Genomic DNA, 21,693 nt, shown 5'->3' on the forward strand with positions numbered 1-21,693 from the left:
CGCGTTCCCTCATTCACTCGGCAGTGCCGTCATTTCTCTTCGACACTCGCGAGTCGGCTGATCGGCAACTGACTCCAGAACCGGTCGACAATCGCTGTTCCTGGAGATGAACGAAGCCAATCCTGCTGCACAGCAGTCGGATACAGCAACCACAGCAACCGGCCCCACCCCATAGCGTCCCCGTCTCAGTTTCTGTCTCATTCAGCTACGTTCACCGCCGTACAGGCGGGTCCATCGCCAGCGACCAGCCCGGCTCTCGTTCGCCCATGAACGCAGGTGAACGGCCACGGCCGTGCCCCTTCTCCCAACCAACGGACTTGGAAAGCGTGTTGGCCCGCCCGAAAGCTCGGTCCCAAGACACCGCCCGTCGAGGCGGCTAGGTTGAGGACGTGGACGAGGAAGCGATCACCATCCGGCTCACGCGCGATCAAGCGTTCGTGCTGTCGGACTGGCTCTACCAAGTCATGTTCCGGTCCAACGACCTTGAAGGAATCGTGCACGACCGAGCCGTCTGGTCGCCGATCTACGCGATCTCAGGAGCGCTGGACAAGACGCTGAGCGAGATCTTCATACCCGACTACGGCCCGCAGCTTGAAGCGGCCAAGGAGCGCCTCCGCGCCAACCTGTACGGCGAAGCCTACGAGTCGACAGCACCAGGCGACCACGCGGCCGGCGCACCACAAGCGCACCAGATAGGGCGGGGAACTGCGGGAATCCACGGTGAAAGCGACCAAGGGCGATGAGACCTGGTACCAGGCAATCGCCCAGGTCAGCTGCCGTACCCGCCCCGAATGACCGCAGCTTCCCAAGCTGATGGCTCTGCGGCGTTGCGGAGGTAGGCTCCGGGCATGCCTGAAGGCCGTCCCGCGATCCCTGCAGAACTACGCCGAGCCGTTCTAGTCGAGGCCGGCCACCGGTGCGCCATCCCGGTTGCGTCCAGGGAAGTGGTGTACGGGTTCGACCTGATCCGGGGGTTTGCTCCGGCATCAGGATGAGGCCCGCATAGATGAACGGCCACCGGCTGATCTTCGAGGTGTCGAAGCCCGAAGGAGATCAGCACGATGACCGCACCCGACAGTCTGCCCCTGCACGCCCTCACGGAAGACAATCTCGCCGCGGCGAGTCCCGATCTGCTGCGCGCGATGGTCAAGACGTTCGCCGACGCACTCATGTCCGCGGAGGCGGACGCCCTCTGCAACGCCGAATACGGCCAGGTCAGCGACGAGAGAGTCAACCACCGCAACGGATACCGCCCGCGTGAGTGGGACACCCGGGCGGGCACCGTCGAGCTCGCCATCCCCAAGCTCAGGTCCGGGAGTTACTTCCCGCACTGGCTGCTGGAACGCAGGCGGCGGGCCGAGCAGGCCCTCATCAGCGTGGTCGCCACCGCCTACCTGCTGGGCGTCTCCACCCGCCGAGTCGAGAAGCTCGCCGAGTCCCTGGGCGTCACCCAGCTGTCGAAGTCCCAGGTCAGCGCGATGGCCAAGCACCTGGACGAACAAGTCACAGCCTTCCGTAACCGTCCCCTGGATGCCGGACCCTACGCGTTCGTATGGGTCGACGCGCTGACGCAGAAGGTCCGCGAAGGCGGCCGGATCATCAACGTCCACGCGCTGATCGCAGTCGGCGTCAACGCCGACGGGCACCGCGAGATCCTCGGCCTGGACGTGGCCACAGCCGAGGACGGCGCCGGCTGGCTGGCCTTCCTGCGCTCGCTGATCGCCCGCGGCTTGTCCGGCGTCCAGCTGGTCATCTCCGACGCGCACATGGGCCTGGTCAACGCGATCGGCGCCACCCTGCCCGGCGCGAGCTGGCAGCGATGTCGTACTCACTACGCCCGCGCACTGCTGAGCCAGGTGCCCAAGTCGGCCCAGCCATGGGTCGCAACATTGCTGCGGACCGTTTTCGAACAGCCCGACACCGACGCCGTCCAGGCCCAGATGCGGCACGTCCTCGACGCCCTGGAAGCCAAGTTCCCCAAGGCCGCAGCGCACTTGGACGCCGCTCAGGGCGATGTCCTGGCGTTCACCGCGTTCCCGCGCGAGATCTGGCGGCAGATCTGGTCGAACAACCCGCAGGAACGGCTGAACAAGGAGATCCGCCGCCGCACCGACGTGGTCGGCATCTTCCCCGACCGCACCGCCCTGATCCGCCTGGTCGGCGCGGTCCTGGCCGAGCAGAACGACGAGTGGACCGAGGCCTGCCGCTACATGGGCCTCGACCTGCTCGCCAAGGCCCGCCTCCACCCGATCGAGTCAGAAATCGACGACACCGTCCTCCCGACCGAACTCACCGCATAGCCTCAAAACGAGATCACCGAGTGGCCGTTGATACACCACTCCCGCGGACGTGACCGCCCTGACCAGGGAAGATTCCCACCCAACCAGGTAGCGATCTTGTTCGAACCTCATTCGGGACGAGGAGGTCGTGGGTTCAAATCGCGCCACGCCCCGATACGCCAGACCGAACCGGGAGGCGGTCCTTCCCCTGCTTCAGTCCGCCTGACATCCCCTCAGAAGAACTCCGCCTTCCATAGGAAGGACAGGCCCCACTTGCATAAAGGCTGCGACAGCCTCCGGCCAGGACAGGACGACAAATCCACGGCCTAAATCCTCTATAGGAGATATGTCAGCACCGACGAGTCACCTGGCCCCGGAATCCAACACGGCATGCCCCAGCCCCCATCCGAGAAGTACCCAAGCCCCGGCAACTCCCAGATGATCTACGTGGTCCTCCCCGAGGCGCCACCCGACGTGACCGAATCCGTTGCTGCCGCCCTCCTGTTGCTTCTTCACGCCATAAGCGCCGATCGGAACCAGCCACACACCGGGCCCGAACTGCTCTAGGCAGGCCCCACTGGCTCTTCTCCTTCATTCGAGGTACGACAGAACACGACATAACACCCGCAACGCGCTCCACGCTATACACACTGGGGGTCTGACCGCACGTGATCCGTTTCGCCTTCGCCGGACGCTGTTCCACCGAGGACCTTCAAGACCCCGAGGCCTCCAGGAACTGGCAGCTCACCCGTGCTCGAGCCCTGATCGAGCCCGCCGGGGGCCAGATCGTCAGTGAGTACTTCGACGTCGGCCACAGCCGTTCCCTGCCCTGGCAGCGCCGCCCACGCGCGAACGAACTCCTCCAAGCCCTCCGCGACCCGCACCGCGGGTTCGACGCGGTCGTCATCGGGGAGCCGCAGCGCACGTTCTACGGCAACCAGTTCGGCAACACCTTCCCCGTCTTCGTCCACTTCCGCATCCCGCTGTGGGTCCCGGAGGTCGGCGGACCGATCGACCCGGACAACGAGGCCCACGACCTGGTCATGTCCATCTTCGGCGGCATGAGCAAGGGCGAGCGCAACCGCATCAAGATCCGGGTCCGGACCGCGATGAGCTCCCAGGCCCAGCTCCAGGGCCGCTACCTCGGAGGGCGACCGCCCTACGGCTACCGGATCACCGACGCCGGCCCCCACCCCAACCCCGCCAAGGCGGCCGCCGGACAGCGACTGCACAAACTCGAACCCGACCCCGCCACCGCACCCGTCGTACTGCGGATCTTCACCATCTACGTCGACGGCATGAGCGACGAGGCCATCGCCCTCCGGCTCAACCGCGACGGCATCCCCTGCCCCTCCGCCCACGACGCCGCCCGTAACCCCCACCGGACGAAGAAGGCATGGCAGGCCGGTGCGGTCAGGGCGATCCTCCACAACCCCCGCTACACCGGCCACGAGGTCTGGAACAAACAACGCAAGGAAGAACGCCTCCTCGACATCGACGACGGCACCCTCGGCCACCGCACCACCATGACCCACAACCCCATCGACGAATGGATCTGGTCCAACGAACCCGCACACGAGCCGCTCATCACCAAGGAACTCTTCGAAGCCGCCCAGCGAGCCCGCAGACAACGCGCCCGCGCCTACCAGCGGCAAGAACGCCCCAACCGGCGAAGCGGTCGGCGGGCCTACGTCCTGCGAGGACGGGTGAGGTGCACTCTGTGCGGACGGAAGATGCAGCCCACTGCGATCCGCGACCGCGTCTACTACCGATGCGAGTACAAGGAACAGGAAGCAGCCCTCTACCCCGGGCTCGATCATCCGCGCACTATCAACCTGCGCGAAGACATCATCTGCCGGGCACTGGATGCATGGATCGCCCGGGCCTTCGCCCCGGACCGGCTCACCGCCACGATCACCGCACTCAGCCAGGCCAGCATCGCAGCGAGCGCGGCACAGACCCAGACCCCCGAGCAGGCTCAAGCCCGCCAGGCGATCAAGGAGTGCGAGCGGCGCCTCGCCCGCTACCAGGCCGCCCTCGACTCCGGAGCCGATCCAGCCGTCGTCACCCAGTGGATCAACGACGCGCAACGTGACAGGGAAGCGGCACAGAAGAAGCTTGACGCACTGCCCACCGTCACCCGGAAGAAGGAACCACCCCTCACCGCCGACCAGATCCGGGAGATCACTGACAGGCTCGGAGACATCGCACAACGTATCCAAGCCGCCGACGCCGAGAAGAAGGAGCCCCTCTACGAGGCCCTGGGCATCACGATCACGTACGACAACGCAACGAGGACCGCGACCGTTAGGTCGAGGCCCTCGATTCCGTATCGCTATAAGGAGTGTCCGAGGGGGGAGTTGACGGCTGACGATACGGCTGTGTTGGCGCAAGGGCGACTCCATCTGCATGGTCTACCGAAAGGCCCCACTCCTACCTCTTGAGCCCTGGACCTGACCCGATCGCCAGGGGCTGTCCCGCAATGATCAAGAAGCCTCCGCTCGCGGACACACGAGCTGTGAGAGGAGATCGTGCGCCGCACCGAGCCGGCATGAGGTTCGTTCGCTGAGCCCGGAAAACCGTTGGACCCGCTGACGGGGGCGCGTCATAGGGTTCGGGGCGCGGAGAGGCGGTCGGCGGAGAGGGAACGGTGGATGGCGGGACTGTACGAGATCTGGCAGCGGGCGGAGGTGTCGCGCAGGCTCGACGTGTTGTCGGGCTTCATCGCGATGTGCGTGGCGGGGGACGGCGAGGCTCGACGCCGTCTCGCCCAGCTGGTTGCCGGTGCGGACGCGGCCCTCTCCGCCACGCCCCCGGATTTGGTGGTTACCTCGGAATACCTGGACGAACTCGTCTGGTGGGCTGACACGGAGTGGGCCGATCACCCCTATCGTCCCGTGGAAGCCCGGCCTGACGAGGCCGACCGGCAGACGCGTGACTGCGCCAAGGATCTCCGGCACGCCGCACTCCCGGTCCGCGTCCGGGACGAGATGGGCCGCATCGAACTCAGTCTCGAGGTGCGGTTCCTGGCCTTGTGCCGCCAACCGGGATTGGACTGTCGGATCCGCCAGGACGTCTTCTACGTCGCCGGGCGTGCCGCGATGGCCCTCGACCTCGGACACTTGGAAGCGGCAGAGCGGGAGATCCGGCGCATGGAACAGGTGGGTTCCGTGGAGCCACGGGAGAGCCGCTGCGGCTGATTCGCGGTGAATGGTGCCGTCCTGGTGACCGACGCGGGCTACGGCCAGAACGCCGACTTCCGCGCCGGCCTGACCGAGCGGGGACACGCGTACGGGGCCGGCATCCGCGGCGATCTGACCGTCCAGCCGTGTGACGCCTCCCTGATTACCTCAGCGGGCTCAGGCGACGGCCGCCCGCCGCTCCCCGGTACCCGCGGCCACCCATGACGGTCGCGGAAGTGGCCGCGCCCGCCGGACGGGAAGCCTTCAAGAAGGCTGCCTGGCGGGAAGGATCCCGGGGCCCGATGGCCTCCATCCTCGCAGGACAGGTGCGGCGGGCCGGGGTGCCCCCGTGGCGACTGGCCCGGGCAGTGGCCGTAAGACCAGGGCGGGACCTAACGGATTCCTAAAGGGTGTTGCAGAAGGCTTGACGGCGGGCATTTTGCCTGTAGGGGTGGGGTGTTGCGGGCTGATCCGGTGTGGGTGGAGACGTTCACCGGGTTGCGGATGGGGCGGTTCGAGAAGCTGCTGCGGGTGGTGCGGGAACGGGGCGTCAACGGCACCGGCGGTGGCGGGCCTTGGTGTCTTCCGCTGGCCGAGCGGGTGCTGCTGGTCGCGGTGTATTACCGCGACCAACCTCATCATGCGGCAGCTCGCCCCGCTCTTCGGCTGCTCATCTGCCACCGTCTGCAGGGTCATCCAGCGCCTGCGGCCATTGCTTGCGCTGGAGCCAGCGCCCGGGCCGGTGCCGGGCGTCGATCAGTTATGGATCGTGGACGGCACTCTGGTCCCGGTTCGGGACCGTAAGGTCGCAGCCTCCTCACGCAACTACCGGTTCTCGGCGAATGTGCAGGTCATCATCGATGCCGACACCCGTTTGGCGGTGGCCTCGGCCCGGCCGGCACCCGGCAACAAGGCAGACGCTCATGTGTGGCGCGAGTCGGACCTGCCGGCCGTGGAGGCGGGCACGACGGTGATCGCGGACGGCGCCTACCTGGGCACCGGGCTGATTGTCCCGCACCGCAGACGAGCCGGACGTCCCCTTCTGCGCGGCCAGGAGGAAGACAATGCCGAACAACGGCGCGTGCGGGCCCGCGCCGAGCCTCCACCATGCCGTCCAGACCGTAGCCACCATGCACAACCTCGCCATGGCAGCGTGAAACAGCAGGTCAGACATCACCCAGACACGCCCGCCATCAAGCCTTCTGCAACACCCTTTACAGCGTGTATCGAGAGTCGATCTCTGGAGTGAATGATCACGCGGTGTGGTGCGCGGTGATCTGACGAGCGCCAGTGGGCATGGCTGAGGCCGTTGTTGTTGTAGAGCATCAAGCCAGGCCGTGCGCCGGATGTCAGTGGCGCGTGGTACCCATGCGTGCATGACGGGTACGACGTACGACGAATTGCTGGTAATCATCGACGAGTTCACGGAAAGGCTGGCCCCTCAAGCAAGGTTGACCTGCCTGTACGGCCTGATGGCGCCCTTGCTCGACCGCGTCGAGCGAGAGGTCGAGGAGCTGAGCGACGACCCCGTTCTGTCGACTCCGGACGCGGTGCGTGACCTGCGCAAGGCTGCCGCAGGAGAGCCGGTCGACGTCGACGCGGTTCACGAACAGTTGACCGAGGTGGGGCTGTGCTGTAGCGAGGACCATGACCCGGAGCGGCACATCGTGTCCCAGTCGGCCTACGCGGCGGCGGCCTGGCTGCAACTGCTGGCAGGGCGGAAGTTGCGTACCACGGCATACCTCGAGGGCGATGACGAGGATCTGGTGCCGCCATTCGCTCCGTCGGCATTCACGCGGATCGTCGACCTCCTGGCCTGGACCCGGTCGGACCAGATCTATCTCCACTGGGATGACGCCATCGCCCATCCCGAGGACGGCGATCTTCCGGCCGCGATACGCGAACTTCGGGCGATGCACGTGGAGATCAGCGGCTTCGGCAGGGAGCAGTACTCATGTGACTTGTCTTCACCGGCCGAGTGATCGCATGGCGTGAGCCGTGACCGCATTACTTCGTCACCGTGCCGGACGCGGAGTCCGTCGACATGCAAGGGGTCGCGGCGTTGCCACGACATGGCTGTGACGATGACCGTCCACATCGAGAGTCTTTTGGGAATGTGCTGGTCACATCCCCTCGTTGATGGCTGCTACGAGGATGGTCGCCTCATAGCGGACCACGAGCTTGATGCACCTATGGATGTCGACCGGCAGGGACTGATGCCGGGGGTTGCCTCTTGGATGTCAGGAGGGCCTGGTAGATCTCGCGGGCCACGTAGCGTTTGAGGCATCGGATGGCTTCGCGCCGTGTCTTGCCGTCGGTGACGCGTCGCTCCGCGTAAGAACGGGTGCGGGTGTCCCAGCGCAGACGAGAGATGACGATGGTGTAGAGCGCTGAATTGGCCTTGCGGTCGCCGCCGCGGTTGAGCCTGCGGCGCTGGGTCTTTCCAGACGATGCTTCCACCGGGCTGACGCCGCAGAGGGCGGCAAAAGACGCCTCGCTGGCCAGGCGGTCGGGATTGTCACCGGCTGCCGTCAGCAAGGCTGCGGCCGTGTCCGAACCGACGCCATAGAGGTTCAGGAGCTTGGGCGCGCAGGCATCGATCGCTGTGCTGAGCCGTGCCGTGCGGTCGTTGATCTCCTCGGTGAGATGCTGGATCCGCTTGGCCAGGAGCCGGAGCGTATGGCGGCATGCCGCCTGCGGCCCTGTGCTCGGCGCGGGCCTCAGCTGCGAACACCGGCGGATGAGTTTGAGGTTGCTCAGTGGGGCCAGGCACTCACGCAGGGCCGGCTCTGCCGCCACGAGCAAAGCCTTGAGCTGGCTGGTGGCCATGGAACGGGACTTGGCCGCGGAGGTCCGCCATCTTGAACAGCCGGATCGTCTCCACTGGTTCGTCGGTCGTCTTTGGCGGTGGCTGTGGCTCGGCCGGAGAGGACAGCCCGGGCGGCGGCGGCCGCATCGATGGAGTCGGACTTGCCGAGCCGGCGTCGGGCGGCCTTGTCAGGTTGGTTGACCTCGGTGTTCAAGATCTACTTCCGATACTCGCCCTAGGACTTCCTCCCCCCGCCCCAGAGCACCCAGCCTGAGCAGACATTGCCCAGAGCCCCGGCGAGGTCGGGCAGGTGAGCGTCGGGATTGGTCTCTGCTCCCCCACGGGAAACAGCGAGACCAACTCGCTACTGACCGAATTCAGTTGTGCTGGCGCCCACCCCGCTGCCGTCACTCCACACATTCACGCTCAGGATCGTGTGGCGGTTCCGCACTTGCCGTCGCCGCCTTCTTGCATGCGGGTGTCCATCGACTTGCTCCGGTCGTACGGGTCAACCTCCTGGCCTGTTCCCTGTCCTGTGGCGCGTTCGGACCTGAACGTGGGGATGAAGTAGCCGGTGGTGTTGTCGCAGCCGCCGTTGGTGGTGTCCGACTTGTAGGAGATCAGGGAGAACGTTCCCGGCTCGGTGACCACCTTGGCGGGGTTGTCCCAGCTCATCACGATCTCGCGGCGCACGATGGTGCGCGTGACTTCGTCGCTGCCCGCCACGGCCCGCACCACCGGATACACGTACGTGACATCGGACGTCACCTCGAGCGCACCACGTTCGCCCTCCCGGTAGGTGATCCGGCCCCGGGTCTTGACCACATTCCCGACCAGCCGCGCCTTTGCTGGGGCGAAACGGCTGAACAGCAGCAGCGGGTCACTGCCCCGGCCCGGCACACGGAACGCGGCCGCCAGGTAGTCCTGCACATCGCCCTGATGCGGATTGATCAACGCGATCGCCTTGGCGGGGCGCTCCCCGCGCAGCACGCCGGGATCCAGATTGGACGCACTGAGAAAGTCCCGTGTCCGGGCGAGCGCCTGCGCCACCTGGTCCTGGCTCATCCAGCCGGTCGCCCGCGCCTGGGGCAGGTAAACCCCCTCCATTCCGTTGGCCCACTGCGCTGCGGGGGATCCCCTGAACGGCTCCGCCACGGTGGGCAGTTGGCCCGACCCCTGCGCGGGCGGCCCACTGGGACGGTTGGACTCCGCGGCGAGTGGCGTACTGTCACCGCCTTCGCCACCGAACCAGCCCACCACCCGCTCCGGGGCCACGGCCGCGACCAGCAGTCCGAGCATGACCAGCGCACCAACCACGTACCAGCCTGTACGCCGTCGCCGCCGGGCCGCCGGATACGTCCGCCACCCCTCCGGCCGGCTGCCGTCCTCCCGCAGTCGCCGCGTCACCATGCGGGCCCGAGCCGAGGGCTCCTCCGGCACCTCCGAACCCCCTGCCCCGGCCTCCCGCAGGAATCTCTCCCACTCCTCGTCCGATACGGACGCCCCACCCTTGCCCACGATCTGTTCCTCACTTCCCTCTCCCGCCCCCTCCTCTCAGGGACGGACATCACGCACCCACATGGGCGGTCTCACCATCATGAACACCAGACCCCTGGCTGCCCGCCCCGACCCTGCTGTCTGCTTCACTGAGGCAAGGTGAGAACTCCTGACTGAAATCCGGCACAGCGGGTCAACGCCATCGCCCGTACACAGCCGACTACTAGACGCTGTCCAATGGGTCCTATCAGGGGTTTCGGCTTCTGATGCCGCTGAGCGGAGTCTGGTGCATCCCGCCGCTCCGTCTCGGCATTTTGATTCCTTCTTTGGATGCCGAGGCGCAGCCGGCAGGTGGAGGAGGGCGGCGGCGACGCGAATGGGGGACTACCCTGCTCGAGCGAAGCGGAGAGCTTGGGGAGTTGGCAACTGCAGCGATGCGGGTACCGACGCAGAAGGACGCATCGGCGGACCTATCCGGAGCGGGCTGACAGCACCGCCGACGCTTCTCCCATTCCCCATTCCCCATTCGGTACATCCGGCTTCGCCAACTCCGGACCGGCATACGGACTCAATCCCAGTCTGCGAAAACAGCGAAAGTCGAGTCGCTCACTGAATCAGTTCAATGTGCGGATGATCTGGGGATGCCGGACAGACATGGAGTTGCAGATCATAGCCGCGGGCGAGGTCGATCATGGTGAAATTCGCCGGAGGGGTGCCGGGGGGAGCGGCGTGGGGTTGGTCTGTTCCTCTTCGGGGGCCCAACTGTCGGTAGCGTCGTCCCATTCGGTCGAGGCGATCGTCAACAGCGGGTCCATCTCGGTGCCGCATGTGTGGCAGAGCCGGGGCATGGGGTCGATGAGGCCCCAGCGGGTCCAGCCACCGACCTTCCAGCCGGGGGCGACGGACAGCTGGTCCAGGTAGAGCTCCTCCGGGGCCGGCGCGTAGGAGGTGTCCACCGCTGATCCGGCCGCCTGCCACCTGCTCCAGTCGCCCAGCTGCTGCTGCAGCTCGATGCTCAGTTCGAGGAGACTGGGGTACTCGGTGACCTGCTCCGGCGCGAACAGACACGGCTCCGGCAGATAGCCGGGGAACTGGACCGCAGGCGGCTCGGGCGGCGCTTCGAGTACGTCGGTGACCGTGGCGGCGGACCGCCAGTACAGAGCGGTCCTGGGGTGCGCGGGGTGGTCGAAGGGGCACCACAGCACCTGCAGCAGATCGGCCCCGGTCTGCCCGGGCGGGCGCAGCAGAGGGATGTCGCGTACGTACAGCTGGGCCACGGGCAGCATGGCGACCGGATCTTCGGGCCACGGGCGACCTGCAGAGATCCGCTCCTCGGTCGCCAGTTCCTCTGGCGTGGCCCCGAACGCCTGAGGGTCGCGGCGCTGCCGGCTCGCCGCTGCCGCCCTGTTACGACGCAACAGCCGCACGTCCGCCGGCGAGAGGGCCGCATTCACCCGGTCCCATACGTGCGGCCCTTCGCAGTGCGGCCACGGCTCGTCGGCAGGCCAGAGGAGCGGCCCGCCGACGGAACTGTCGTGCGTCAACGGCGAACCGGGCCGGGGATGCAATCGGGTCGCCGTGCGTGCCAGCGGGGCCAGTCGAGGGAACAGCGCGGTCACGTCGAGTGGCCGCGGCGGGGAAGTACGACTCATTCTGGCTCCCGAAGGCGCGAATTGGCTAAAATCAGTTTCCGAGGTTGAGCAGCCCAGTGTTTGCCTGGGTGTTGGTGATGTAGACGTTGGGGAACAGCAGCTCCGTCGTTCCGTCCGCCCGTTCGATATTAGCGCTCATCGTGACTCCCACAGGAATCGTGCTTGTAGCGTCCCGGTAGACGGGCGTCACCTGGTAGAAGATGGCGTCATTCGCACCGAAGCTCTGCTCTGCCACCTTCTTCTGAGCCTCGGCCTCGTAGGTCCGCATGCTGGGCGTACCGGTGTTCATCCCCACCTGCCAGCAAGGAACGAGGTTGTTCTGACCGCCGTCCCGAACCCTGCCTTTTCCACCGAGGATGTTCGCGATCAAGTGACACCGGGCCTGCGCTACCAGCGGCGGGTTCGCTGCGTTGAACTGCTGCGCGTCCTGCCAGCCGGTGATGTCTCCCGTGGCACCACTGCCCTTGCCGAGCTTCTTCCCCAGGCAGGCCTGCGCCGTGGTCGGCCGAGTGCCGGCCGGGCCGGGCGGGGTGGTGGTCTTGTTGGTATGGGCGACCGGTTCGGTGGTGTTCCTGATCCACCCGTCGCCGGAAGGAAGCGAACCGGCCGGAGCGCTCTCCAGGCAGCGGGCCTGCGGACCGGCGGTTGGCGTCGTGAACTTCACCTCGAACTGATCGGCGTCAAGCACCCGCTGGTTCTCGAAACCCTCGGAGAGCTTCCTGTCGGCGAACTGCTTGTCGGCAAGCGGGAGATGGGCACGCACACAAGGCCTGGCGGGATCCAGGTCCAAACTGTTGCCGAGCACGTAGGTGTCCCATCCACCATTGCCGAAATTGGGAATCACCTCGGCGCACCGAGCGCCGTCGGTTCCTCCCTCCCGAGTCTCCGCGAAGGGGAATTCGCCACAGGTGTCGGTCGGGACGAGCTCAGTCAGGTCCTGGAAAGGCTCCGAACTCCCGCTTCCGCACGTGCGATCCGTACGGTCGGCCGTGCCGCTCCTCTCCCTCGTCAGTGGCTTGCCCTTCCCCCAGGCGTCGGTGAGATTCTGCTGGGCCCACTGGTAGGCGGCCACCGCGCCACCCGGGTCCGAGCTCTGCGCGCTCATCGGCACGACGGCCATGACTGAGGGGACGACACAGCCCGGCGACGGCGTGCCCGTGGGGTTGCCCGTGACGTTCCGGACCGCGTCGTCGCAACGGATCTTGCGGGGGTTACTCCATGATGCGTCCGGATCCGTAATCTGGGCGCCTGGGGAGGTGACGTAGAGCTTTTAGTCCCTCGAAGTCCGCGTCCTTCGACCGGTCCAGGACCGGGTGCGGCGCCAGCGCACACCCTCAGCCAACAGGATCCGCCGGACCTGACTGCGACCGACCTCGATGCCCAACCGTCCGGCCTCAGCGGCCAGCGCGTCGAGGGTCCACTCCGGCGGCCCGGACTCATCCGCCCCGGCCAGCTCGCCGTCAGCCTGCACGGTCAGCCGACCGGGCGGCGGCTGTTTGACCAAGCCGATGATTCTTGAGCGTTCCGCCCCGGAGATCCATCGCTTGCGACCCTGTCCACCCAGGTCCTCCAGCCCGTCCAGGCCCAAGCAGTTGAAGCGGTGCAGCCACCGGCGAACTGTCTTGGGATTGCACCTCAACTCATCCGCGATGGCAGGCACTCGCTGTCCGGACCAGCTCAGCAGACCATCCGTGCCCGCATGACCAGATCACGAGTCGCCTTGCGCGCCCGCGACAGCTGATGCACGAGCTGTTCCTCGCTCTCGTCACGGCTCGGCCGTGCCCGTAACACCACCGTCCAGCACCCGCCCCCGAGTAGCCGAACCAGCCCGCCACCAGGACACATACCCAGCGAAAGAGGAATCCAGCACTAGGCAGGTACGAGAACGGCCGCTTCGGATTGTTCCGCTCGCTGTAGATCGGCATTCGGTGTGGATGGATGGCCGGCCGGATGGTTCCTGCCTCCGGAACCATCCCATGGCCACAACGGTGTCGAGAGCCGAGCTGTTGAACCTCGCTCCTTCTGAGCGACTCACTGGCCGCCCGACACTCATGCGTTCATGAGGTCCGAGGATTCAGCGCGGTGGCGTCCCTTCGGTAGGACCGTCTTGGCTGTCAGTCCTCGTGACTGCCACGCGTTGTCGCGGAGCTTGAAGAGGGCCCAGTAGCGCGTGGGGCACAGCAGCACAATGTTCATGAAGACGGCTGCCGGGGTTCCTACAAGCCACGAGTGCCACCGCTGGCGTGTGGTGATGTCCGGCCGCATGAGGACATACAGACCTGCCTGGCCGTATCGGACGACGAGGTACACCCCGAGATACACCAAGGCCGCGCCTGGGTTGTGGTAGCGGCCACCCAGAGTCATCACGGTCATCACGACGGTCCAGGTGAGCATCACGGGGGTGATGACGAGCTGGAGCAGGCCGAAAGTCGGCGAGATGAGCTGCTTCATGGACAGTCGCGAGTAGACGAACGGGAGCATCCACCACCACGACCGGGCCCAGCGGAGGCGCTGGCGGTACGTCTTCTTCAATGTGGTCGGCATGTCGGTGACCACCCCGGCTTCGTTGACGGCCACGACCTCGCCGCGCATGAGAGCCCGCAGGGCCAGCCAGCGGTCGTCTCCGGTCCCGCATTCCACCTCGTAGGCGTCCAAATGGTCGTAGAGGAGTTCGGCCCTGTACAGGGCCAGGGCGCCCGAGGTGGTCTCCAGCGCTCCGAGCATGGAGCGTGAGGACCGCATCATCACGCACGAAGTTCCGATGTCGATGTCAGCGGCCCGGGAGACCCAGGTCTCCTCGAAGTTGCGGATGTAGATCATGCCGGTGGTGGCCTGGATCTTCGGGTTGCTCATGGCCCGCAGTTGCTGCTCCAGGGCATCCGGGAAGGGCTCGCCGTCCGAGTCGATGGTGAGAACAAAGTCGAAGTGCTTGCCCTGAGCCTGAAGATGACGCAGGACCGTGACCTGAGCTCCGCGCTTACCTTTGTTCTCCTGCCGGTGCCAGAAGACCCGAGGGTGGTCGAAGGGCTGCACGGGGTGTTGCTGCGAGCCGTCGTCGATGACGTGGATCTCGTCGACCGGATGGGTCTGGGCCAGCAGTGAGCGCACCGTTCGGTGCAGGTTCTCCGTGGGCTCTTCGAAGGCCGGGATGATCGCCACCGTCCGGCCAGGAGCCACGGGCAGGTGGGTGAAGGACCGGCCCTTGAGGAAGGAGACCAGGCAGAGCACGATCACGATCATGCCCAGCCACCAATAAGACGTCAGGAGTGGGCTTTTCGATTGGAGGTGGACCACCACGGTGGCAGCGGCCAGAGCCGCCACCACCACAGCAGTCACCACAGTGAATCTCGCCCGTGATGAAGTGCTCAAGCGGTCACCCGCTTGCCTCGGGTCGCCAGCCGGAAGACCGTCACGCCGCTGAGGACGAGGAGCATCGCTGCGAGCACGATCCAGCCCAGAGCTGTTCCGCCGGTGGCGGCCAGGGCGGCTCCCCCGGTGGCGGTACCTATCGCGGTACCTACACCATTGTGTCCGTACATGTTCTCTCCTTCATGAGCGTCAGCGACGCTCGCTCTTGTCGTGGGTTGGCATGGCACCGCGCATACCTGGTGGAAGGTCCTCCTCGACGGCCTGCCTGAGATCAGGGGCCGACGGAGTGCCAACAGCACCGCCACGTCCTGCTGATCGACCGAGTTCGGGATCTCGTTCGCGCTCCTCTTGTCGTTCGCTGGGACCCAGGTCTCGGAGGCTGCCTCTCGGTTGCCAGGAGGGCCACCACGTGCAGGACGGTTCTCGTTTCCCGTGGTGGCAAGCTGTTCGAGTGACGTGACGGCTTCAGCCATTGACACACCGAGGGTGCGCCGGCCGGTCGAAGCGGTCGTGCCACAGCTGCGGCTTTTGCGATCTAGAGCCGCTCAATGTGCGGGGCGGAGGTCATGACGCCACGGGTGTCGAGCACGTAGGCGGCCTCGGCGGCGAGCTGAGTGAGATCGAACTCGTCGTGCGCGGTGAGCAGGACGACGGCGTCGAATTCGGCCACGCTTGTGCCGCTGTGCGCGGCGGCAAAAGGAATGTCCCGGCAGCCGCCGCCGGGCAGGTAGGGGTCGACCACGGTGACGTCCGCTCCCATGGCACGCAGCCGGTCGATGACCTGGACGGCCGGCGATTGGCGGGCGTCGGATGTGCCCGGCTTGTAAGCGGCGCCGAGGGCGAGAATGCGGGCCCCGTGCACGCTTCGGCGAAAGCGGCGACTGAGGGCGTCCTGCAGGCGGCGCACCACGTAGTCGGGCTGGCTTTCGTTGATGTCCTGGGCGAGTTCGATGAGCCGGAAGGTCTGTCCGTGCCGCGCTTTGACGTGGTGGCTGAGGTACACGGGGTCGATCGGCAAGCAGTGCCCGCCGACGCCGGGTCCGGGCAGGAATTTGGTGAATCCGAAGGGTTTGGTCGCGGCCAGCTCCAGGGTGTGCCATACGTCTACGCCGAGTGTGTGCGCCATCCGGGAGAGCTCGTTGACCAGGGCGATGTTGACGTGCCTGTAGGTGTTCTCGAACACCTTGGCCAGTTCAGCCTCCTCCAGCCCGGAGGCCGGTACGGTGACGTCGGTGACCGAGTCGTAGAAGGCTTTGACGCGTCGCAGGCAGGCATCGGTGAGCCCGGCGACGATCTTGGGGGTGTTCTCCAGCCGCCAATCCGTGTTGCCGGGGTCGATGCGCTCGGGGCTGAACCCGACGTGGAAGTCCTGCCCGGCAACAAGACCCGACCCCTCCTCGAGCAGGGGTATGAGCACGTCGCGGGTGGTGCCTGGGTGCGTCGTCGACTCAAGCACCACGGTGGCTCCTGGCTCCAGCCAGTCCGCCAGCACCCGGCCGGCCTCGCGTACGCAGGTGAGGTCTGGTGCCCGGTCGGTCAGCGGCGTCGGCACGGTGATGACGGCGACGTCGAACCCTTTGAGTTCCTTCGGATCTGAGCTGGGTGTGTAGGCGCCCGAGTGCAGCACCTGTTGCAGGCGCTTGGAGTCGATGTCCTCGATGTAGGACGATCCGGCAGCCAGCCTCTCGCAGCGCCTCTGGTCGGGTTCGTAGCCGGTCACGATGTATCCGGCCTCGGCGGCCCTCAGGGCCAGGGGCAGGCCAACATAGCCCTGCCCAAGCACACAAATGTGCATGGTGGTTTCCTCACCTTCAGCCGGCCCCGCGGGTATGCGCGGGGCCGGGAAACGGCGCCCCTGAAGTGCGGCTACCTGTTCCTGAAGCAGGTGGCCGCGGCGTCGGGTACTGCAATGGATGGCGGTGCGGCAGCGGCGCCGCTAAACCCCCCGTCGGGTTGCAACAGTCGCTGCTGTCCAGTTACCGCCAGCTCAACCGCCGGCCTGAGGCCCTTGCGTGAACTGCGCCAGACTCCGCATAGCGATCTTCACAAATCCCCCCTCTTTGTGGACCTTAAGCGTTCAACAACATGCGTGGCAGCGGAGGCATCTTTACCGATTCGAAACCTATGAGGCGCCTCTGAGGTCCTCCAGCCCAACCGACTGACCATCAAGTCCACTGGTTGGAGATCGATTTGATGCTCAGCGGCCAGCCACGGCTGCGACATGGAGCTCCGTGGCTGCTGCAAACCGGCGTCGACGCGCCAAGCGGACACCCCACGAAGCCCCTGAGATGATCTTCACAAGTTCCCCCCAGGCTTCACGCCTGGTCAAGGATTCAAGATGTTCTGGTCAAGCGGAAGGGTTGGTCCCGCACTGCGACCTGACGGCCGAAGCACTTGAGGATTGCGCGCGCCTTACGCGCGCCCCCTGTACCACCGGCCTGGCGAAGTCATCGTCCCAGGTCGCCTGGGCGGAGCGGTGTGGGCGCGCTCCTCCAAGCGGCGTCTCGTTCACCTCATGGGCCCACGAGCGCCGCCATCCCAGCAGGGCAGGCACCGTCAACTCAAATGCTGAACCCGGCTGTCAGGCAGCACGGCGGTTAGTATGTGGGCGATTCCGCAGAAGGCGCCCCTCACTGCGGAGCGGGATGGTGCGGCCTGAGTGTCCTGGACGTACAGGTCCCCGATGGGAGCGTGAGCCGCAAAGTCCCCTGTGCTGCCAGCAAATACGCCGTAACCGCAGCTACGTATGGACATGCAGACCGGTGTACTGCAAGCCCGGGCAAGGCTCCTCGACGGCTTCGATGCTGCAGTCCAGCCGTCCGGCAAGAGAATAATGAGCTACTTTGACATCGTTGGGGGGACGGGTGAGTAGAGGGGGCCCACCTTGGGTGTGAGCCGATTCAGTCGTCGTGCGGCGCTTCGCGTGGCCGGTGCGTCGGCGCTTGTCGTGGCCGGGGGGACACTACTGAGCGGCGCCACGGACGTGGGTGGCCCCTCCGGGCGTCGTCCCCGGTATCGCCGACCGACCTGGTCCGAGCAGTTCCAGGCCGGGCACGGCTGGACGGTCGCCGGTGCAGGCACGGCGACCGCCGACCTCAATGACACTTCGGTGTTCACACAAGGTCGGCAGTCGGTGCGGGCAACCACCAACGGCACCGGAAAGCAGTCGTACGTCCGCAGGACCGGCATGACCGCAATGAACCTGGCCGGCAAGATGATCCGCTTGGTCTTCCGCGTCGAGGACACCAACAGCCTCTCCAAACTGGCCTTCTATGTGGGCACCGAGTCGTTCGCGAACTACTACCTCTGGCAGTTCCACATGCACTCCGCGACGGCCACCAACTACGTCCAGTCCGGGGACTGGGTGACGGTCCACCTGCAGTGGGCCGATGTGACCTCCGCAGTCGGCAGGTGCTCACTCTCCTCGAGAGGAGTGCCGACCACGAAATCCGGATTCACGGATTTTTCGTTCGCCGTGTACGACGACGCCGGTGGTCCCGTGACGTACTGGCTCCAGGCCGTCGAGCTGATCCCTGATACCTCGTCCGTCTTCCCCAAGGGTGTTGTCTCCGTCACGTTCGACGACTCCCATAGTTCGATCCACGACCTGGCGCGTCCAGCGATGGACAGGTACGGCTTCCCCGGGACGAGCTACAACATCGCGGATGCCATCGGTACCGGAAGTTCGCTGACGGTTGCCCAGATGCGGTCGTTGCAGAACCACTCGGGCTGGGAAATGGCCGGGCACGCATATGCGACGACTGCTCACACCGCTAGCTATGCAAAGCTGACCGCCGAGCAGGCCGACGATGACTTCCGCAGGCTGCGGGAGTGGCTGCTGTCCAACGGCTTCACCAGTGAGCATTTCGCCTATCCGCACGGCGCGTTCGGGAAGACGACCGATGGTGTTCCGGTTGACCTCATTGCGGGCCGGCACTTCACCACGGCTCGCTCAATCGTTTCCGAAACAACTGAGTCCTTCGCCCCGGCCATGCCGTATCGCCTCAAAGCGCTGACAGGCATCAACGACGGGACTGGCATCGGCGGCACCGCGTTGTCGAACCTGACGGCTCCGGGTGGCCGACTCGGCCGCTGTGCCGACAACGCAGACTGGCTGATCCTCTGCCTGCACCGGGTCGTCGAGGGAACTCCGACCAGCAGTACGGAGATCAGCCGGGCGGGCCTGATGACGCTGATGAAGGCGATCTCCGACCGGGGCATCGCCGTCGCAACGGTCGCGGAGACGATGGAGCACTATACGTAGTGTCTCCGCTCAATCGTTGGGAGTGGGACGGCGCCCCCGGACGCAGTGACGAGTCACCCCCCTGCCGCTTCCTGACAGGATGCTTTAGACCTCGTTTCAGTTGGTGAGTCGGCGGTAGCTGATGAGGGCTGCGGCGATGCCGACGAAGGCGAGGAAGTGTTCGGCCTTGCGCTCGTAGCGGCGGTGCAGGCGTCGGCAGCCGGCGAGCCAGGACACTGTCCTTTCGACAACCCAGCGGTGACAGCCCAGTCGCTGCGAGGACTCGATGCCTTTGCGGGCGATGCGGTGGCGGATGCCTCGCTTGCGGAGCCATCGGCGCAGGTGGTCGTAGTCGTAGCCCTTGTCGGCGTGGAGCTTGGCCGGTCGCCGGCGCCGTGGGCCGCGCCGGGAGCGGATCGGTGGGATCCCCCGCACCAGTGGCTTCAGGCCGAGGCTGTCGTGCATGTTGGCGCCGGAGATGCCCAGCGACAGGGGTAGACCGTTCTGGTCCGTGATCAGGTGGATCTTCGATCCGTTCTTGCCGCGGTCGGTCGGATTCGGTCCGGTCAGTGGCCCCCTTTTGCGGCTCTGAGGCTGACGGAGTCGATGGCGCACCGCGACCAGTCCAGTTCGCCTCTGGCGCCGAGCTCGTCCAGAAGGATGCGGTGCAGCCGGGCCCAGACCCGGTCCTGGCTCCACCGGGCGAAGCGCCGGTAGACCGTCGGCCAGGCCGGGCCGAACACCGGGGGCAGTTGCCGCCAGGTGCACCCCGAGGTGGCCACGAAGATGATCGCCGCCAGGCATTCGCGGTCACCCGCCCGCCGTCGGCCGCCGCCCTGCGGACGTATCACCTCCGTCGGCGGAACCACCCGCCGGAACAGCGTCCATAACTCATCCGGCTCTACCTTCTTCCTGGGTCTGCCCCAGCCACTCGTAGGGTTGTGGCGCCCAGGGGAGCCGGGTGTGGCTCTCATCCGGCTGCCGCGCATGGCTTTTGGTGCTTGGCCGCCCGACTCCCCACGACGACTCGGCCGCCGATTGGGAAATGCGAACAGGTCGCTGTGTAGAGCAATGCCGGCGAGGTCGTCCGTGGTACGCACTGCACGCACGACGAGCTGGAGCACGATGAGCCGGATATGGGCCGGGACCGACTGCGGCAAGACCCACCACCACTGCCTGGTCCTGGACAGTGAAGGCGACACGCTGCTGTCGCGACGGGTGGCCAACGACGAGCCGGAGCTGCTGAAGCTCCTCGGTGACGTCCTGGACCTTGCCGACGGCCGTGCCGTCACCTGGGCCCTGGACATGACCGGCGGCGAGCCAGCGCTACTGATCGCGCTACTGGTCAACCACGGCCAGGAGCTGGTTTATATCCCCGGCATCGCGGTCAACCGGGCCTCGGACAGCTATCGAGGCCAGGGCAAGACCGACGCCCGGGACGCCCGCGTCATCGCCGATCAGGCCCGGATGCGGCGTGACCTCCTGCCGATCCGCCCTGACGATGACGCCACCGTGGAACTGCGGCTGCTGACCGATCGCCGCGTCGACCTGGTCGCCGAACGCACCCGCACCATTAACAGGCTCAGGTCACTGCTTACCAGCATGTTCCCAGCCCTGGAACGGGCTCTCGACCTGGGGACCAGCGGAGCGCTGATGCTCCTGACGGGCTACCAGACTCCGGCCGCGATCCGGCGCACCGGCCAGCGCCGGCTGACCACCTGGCTGCGCAACCGCAAGGTCCGCGGATCCGAAGCACTTGCGACGAAGGCTGTGGAGGCCGCCGAGCGGCAGCACACCGCCGTCGCGGGTGAAACGGCCATTGCGAAGATGGTGCTCACCTTCACGAAGGAGGTGATGGCCCTCAGCGAGAAGATCTCTGAGACGGACAAGCTCATTGAGGGCCGGTTTCGCGAGCACGAACTCGCCGAGGTGATCCAGTCCCTGCCCGGCATCGGCACGGTGCTCGGCGCCGAGTTCCTCGTCGCCGTCGGCGGCAGCCTGGATGCGTTCGCCAGTCCTGATCGCCTCGCTGCCTTCGCGGGAGTGACCCCTGCACCGCGCGACTCGGGCAAGATCAGCGGGAATCTCCACCGTCCTCAGCGCTACCACCGACGCCTCCAACGGGTCTTCTACACGTCGGCGTTGGTGAGCGTCCAGTTCGACCCCAACTCGCGCCAGTTCTACGACCGCAAGCGCGCCGAAGGCAAACGGCACACCCAGGCCGTGCTCGCCCTCGCCCGCCGGCGCGTCAACGTTCTGTGGGCCTTGATCCGTGACCGACGGTGCTATCAAGTCGCACTACCTGTCGCTGCGACGGCTTGACTTCAGCATTGGGAAGCACCAACCGCTCGATCAGATCCGTCATGCACGGCTCAACGAACGATCACGCCAAAGGAAACGACGTCTTAGGCCGGTCGCAAAGGCCAGCATCACCCTCAGTTATGTCGACTGCGTGGCCGTAGGCCATCATCGCGTTCGAGGTTTCGGGCAACCCCGCACCACGCACCACGTGAGTGCGAGCGCGCCTACGCCTACGCGGACAGCGCAGGGAACACGATGCTATTTCATGTAACTGCTTCGGCGGCAAGAGAGTTGCCACGCCAGACAGGATGGTTACATGCAGGGTGCAAACTGTCCCTCTGCGTAGATAGGCCCATGAGGG

Annotated in this window: 16 protein-coding genes and 2 pseudogenes; 9 read left to right on the top strand and 9 right to left on the bottom strand. The window is 66.1% G+C overall.

Translation table 11 applies throughout. The features are described from left to right. Positions 1 to 389 precede the first annotated feature (389 nt). From BFF78_RS07935 to BFF78_RS07960, 7 genes and pseudogenes are all read left to right on the top strand, one after another. Entirely contained in the window at positions 390 to 743 is a 354-nt protein-coding gene (locus BFF78_RS07935; RefSeq protein WP_069777635.1) for a hypothetical protein, read from the top strand. 318 nt (positions 744 to 1,061) lie between these two features. Then, the gene (locus BFF78_RS07940) at positions 1,062 to 2,300 is read left to right on the top strand and encodes an IS256 family transposase (protein ID WP_069777636.1); all 1,239 of its coding nucleotides are present in this window, start codon (positions 1,062 to 1,064) and stop codon (positions 2,298 to 2,300) included. A gap of 647 nt (positions 2,301 to 2,947) precedes the next feature. Continuing rightward, positions 2,948 to 4,723, top strand: a complete 1,776-nt coding sequence (locus BFF78_RS07945; protein WP_227025755.1) for a recombinase family protein — start codon at positions 2,948 to 2,950, stop codon at positions 4,721 to 4,723. A 210-nt stretch (positions 4,724 to 4,933) separates the two neighbouring features. Continuing rightward, the gene (locus tag BFF78_RS07950; RefSeq protein ID WP_069777637.1) at positions 4,934 to 5,479 is read left to right on the top strand and encodes a hypothetical protein; all 546 of its coding nucleotides are present in this window, start codon (positions 4,934 to 4,936) and stop codon (positions 5,477 to 5,479) included. Between the two features lie 24 nt (positions 5,480 to 5,503). After that, positions 5,504 to 5,686, top strand: coding sequence for a transposase (locus tag BFF78_RS50060; RefSeq protein WP_159032962.1), 183 nt, complete (start codon positions 5,504 to 5,506; stop codon positions 5,684 to 5,686). 279 nt (positions 5,687 to 5,965) lie between these two features. Further along, a pseudogene (locus BFF78_RS42875) lies at positions 5,966 to 6,618 on the top strand (transposase family protein). A 219-nt stretch (positions 6,619 to 6,837) separates the two neighbouring features. Continuing rightward, positions 6,838 to 7,443 carry a hypothetical protein gene (locus BFF78_RS07960; RefSeq protein WP_069777639.1) on the top strand — a complete coding sequence of 202 codons (606 nt, stop codon included), beginning with the start codon at positions 6,838 to 6,840 and terminating at the stop codon, positions 7,441 to 7,443. 208 nt (positions 7,444 to 7,651) lie between these two features. Here the strand turns inward: BFF78_RS07960 and BFF78_RS07965 are convergent, their stop codons facing one another. From BFF78_RS07965 to BFF78_RS07995, 8 genes and pseudogenes are all read right to left on the bottom strand, one after another. After that, entirely contained in the window at positions 7,652 to 8,290 is a 639-nt protein-coding gene (locus BFF78_RS07965; protein WP_099054836.1) for a transposase, read from the bottom strand. A 406-nt stretch (positions 8,291 to 8,696) separates the two neighbouring features. Further along, positions 8,697 to 9,788 (bottom strand): hypothetical protein, encoded by a 1,092-nt coding sequence (locus BFF78_RS07970; protein WP_069777640.1) that lies wholly within the window; start codon positions 9,786 to 9,788, stop codon positions 8,697 to 8,699. A 585-nt stretch (positions 9,789 to 10,373) separates the two neighbouring features. Then, positions 10,374 to 11,419: pseudogene (locus BFF78_RS50065) on the bottom strand (hypothetical protein). Positions 11,420 to 11,450: 31 nt separating this feature from the next. Beyond that, positions 11,451 to 12,539 (bottom strand): DNA/RNA non-specific endonuclease, encoded by a 1,089-nt coding sequence (locus BFF78_RS07980; protein WP_069777641.1) that lies wholly within the window; start codon positions 12,537 to 12,539, stop codon positions 11,451 to 11,453. Positions 12,540 to 12,689: 150 nt separating this feature from the next. Next, entirely contained in the window at positions 12,690 to 13,079 is a 390-nt protein-coding gene (locus BFF78_RS48020) for a helix-turn-helix domain-containing protein (RefSeq protein WP_069777642.1), read from the bottom strand. Between the two features lie 389 nt (positions 13,080 to 13,468). Further along, entirely contained in the window at positions 13,469 to 14,659 is a 1,191-nt protein-coding gene (locus BFF78_RS07990; RefSeq protein ID WP_227025756.1) for a glycosyltransferase family 2 protein, read from the bottom strand. 125 nt (positions 14,660 to 14,784) lie between these two features. Next, entirely contained in the window at positions 14,785 to 14,958 is a 174-nt protein-coding gene (locus BFF78_RS46040; RefSeq protein ID WP_159032963.1) for a hypothetical protein, read from the bottom strand. A gap of 365 nt (positions 14,959 to 15,323) precedes the next feature. Then, on the bottom strand, positions 15,324 to 16,583 hold the full coding sequence (locus tag BFF78_RS07995; protein ID WP_069777644.1) for a nucleotide sugar dehydrogenase: 1,260 nt from the start codon (positions 16,581 to 16,583) through the stop codon (positions 15,324 to 15,326). Between the two features lie 1,095 nt (positions 16,584 to 17,678). On the opposite strand from BFF78_RS07995, the gene BFF78_RS08000 reads away from it, so the two are divergent. Further along, positions 17,679 to 19,052 (top strand): polysaccharide deacetylase family protein, encoded by a 1,374-nt coding sequence (locus tag BFF78_RS08000; protein WP_079161198.1) that lies wholly within the window; start codon positions 17,679 to 17,681, stop codon positions 19,050 to 19,052. Between the two features lie 96 nt (positions 19,053 to 19,148). Here BFF78_RS08000 and BFF78_RS42880 read toward each other — a convergent pair. Next, positions 19,149 to 20,005 (bottom strand): IS5 family transposase gene (locus BFF78_RS42880; RefSeq protein WP_418346627.1). Its coding sequence is split into 2 segments (ribosomal slippage): positions 19,149 to 19,609 and positions 19,609 to 20,005, totalling 858 coding nucleotides; the frame shifts between segments, so codons are not numbered across the junction. A gap of 151 nt (positions 20,006 to 20,156) precedes the next feature. On the opposite strand from BFF78_RS42880, the gene BFF78_RS08015 reads away from it, so the two are divergent. Then, on the top strand, positions 20,157 to 21,353 hold the full coding sequence (locus BFF78_RS08015; protein WP_069776383.1) for an IS110 family RNA-guided transposase: 1,197 nt from the start codon (positions 20,157 to 20,159) through the stop codon (positions 21,351 to 21,353). Positions 21,354 to 21,693 lie beyond the last annotated feature (340 nt).

The organism is Streptomyces fodineus (assembly GCF_001735805.1).
GTDB classification, from domain to species: Bacteria; Actinomycetota; Actinomycetes; order Streptomycetales; family Streptomycetaceae; genus Streptomyces; species Streptomyces fodineus.

Bases quoted from the DNA above. Each gene is read 5' to 3' on its own strand.
- BFF78_RS07940 (WP_069777636.1), top strand. From the start codon at position 1,062: ATGACCGCACCCGACAGTCTGCCCCTGCACGCCCTCACGGAAGACAAT.
- BFF78_RS07950 (WP_069777637.1), top strand. From the start codon at position 4,934: ATGGCGGGACTGTACGAGATCTGGCAGCGGGCGGAGGTGTCGCGCAGG.
- BFF78_RS07960 (WP_069777639.1), top strand. From the start codon at position 6,838: ATGACGGGTACGACGTACGACGAATTGCTGGTAATCATCGACGAGTTC.
- BFF78_RS07965 (WP_099054836.1), bottom strand. From the start codon at position 8,290: ATGGCCACCAGCCAGCTCAAGGCTTTGCTCGTGGCGGCAGAGCCGGCC.
- BFF78_RS07980 (WP_069777641.1), bottom strand. From the start codon at position 12,539: ATGGCCGTCGTGCCGATGAGCGCGCAGAGCTCGGACCCGGGTGGCGCG.
- BFF78_RS07990 (WP_227025756.1), bottom strand. From the start codon at position 14,659: ATGATCGTGATCGTGCTCTGCCTGGTCTCCTTCCTCAAGGGCCGGTCC.
- BFF78_RS46040 (WP_159032963.1), bottom strand. From the start codon at position 14,958: ATGTACGGACACAATGGTGTAGGTACCGCGATAGGTACCGCCACCGGG.
- BFF78_RS07995 (WP_069777644.1), bottom strand. From the start codon at position 16,583: ATGCACATTTGTGTGCTTGGGCAGGGCTATGTTGGCCTGCCCCTGGCC.
- BFF78_RS08015 (WP_069776383.1), top strand. From the start codon at position 20,157: ATGAGCCGGATATGGGCCGGGACCGACTGCGGCAAGACCCACCACCAC.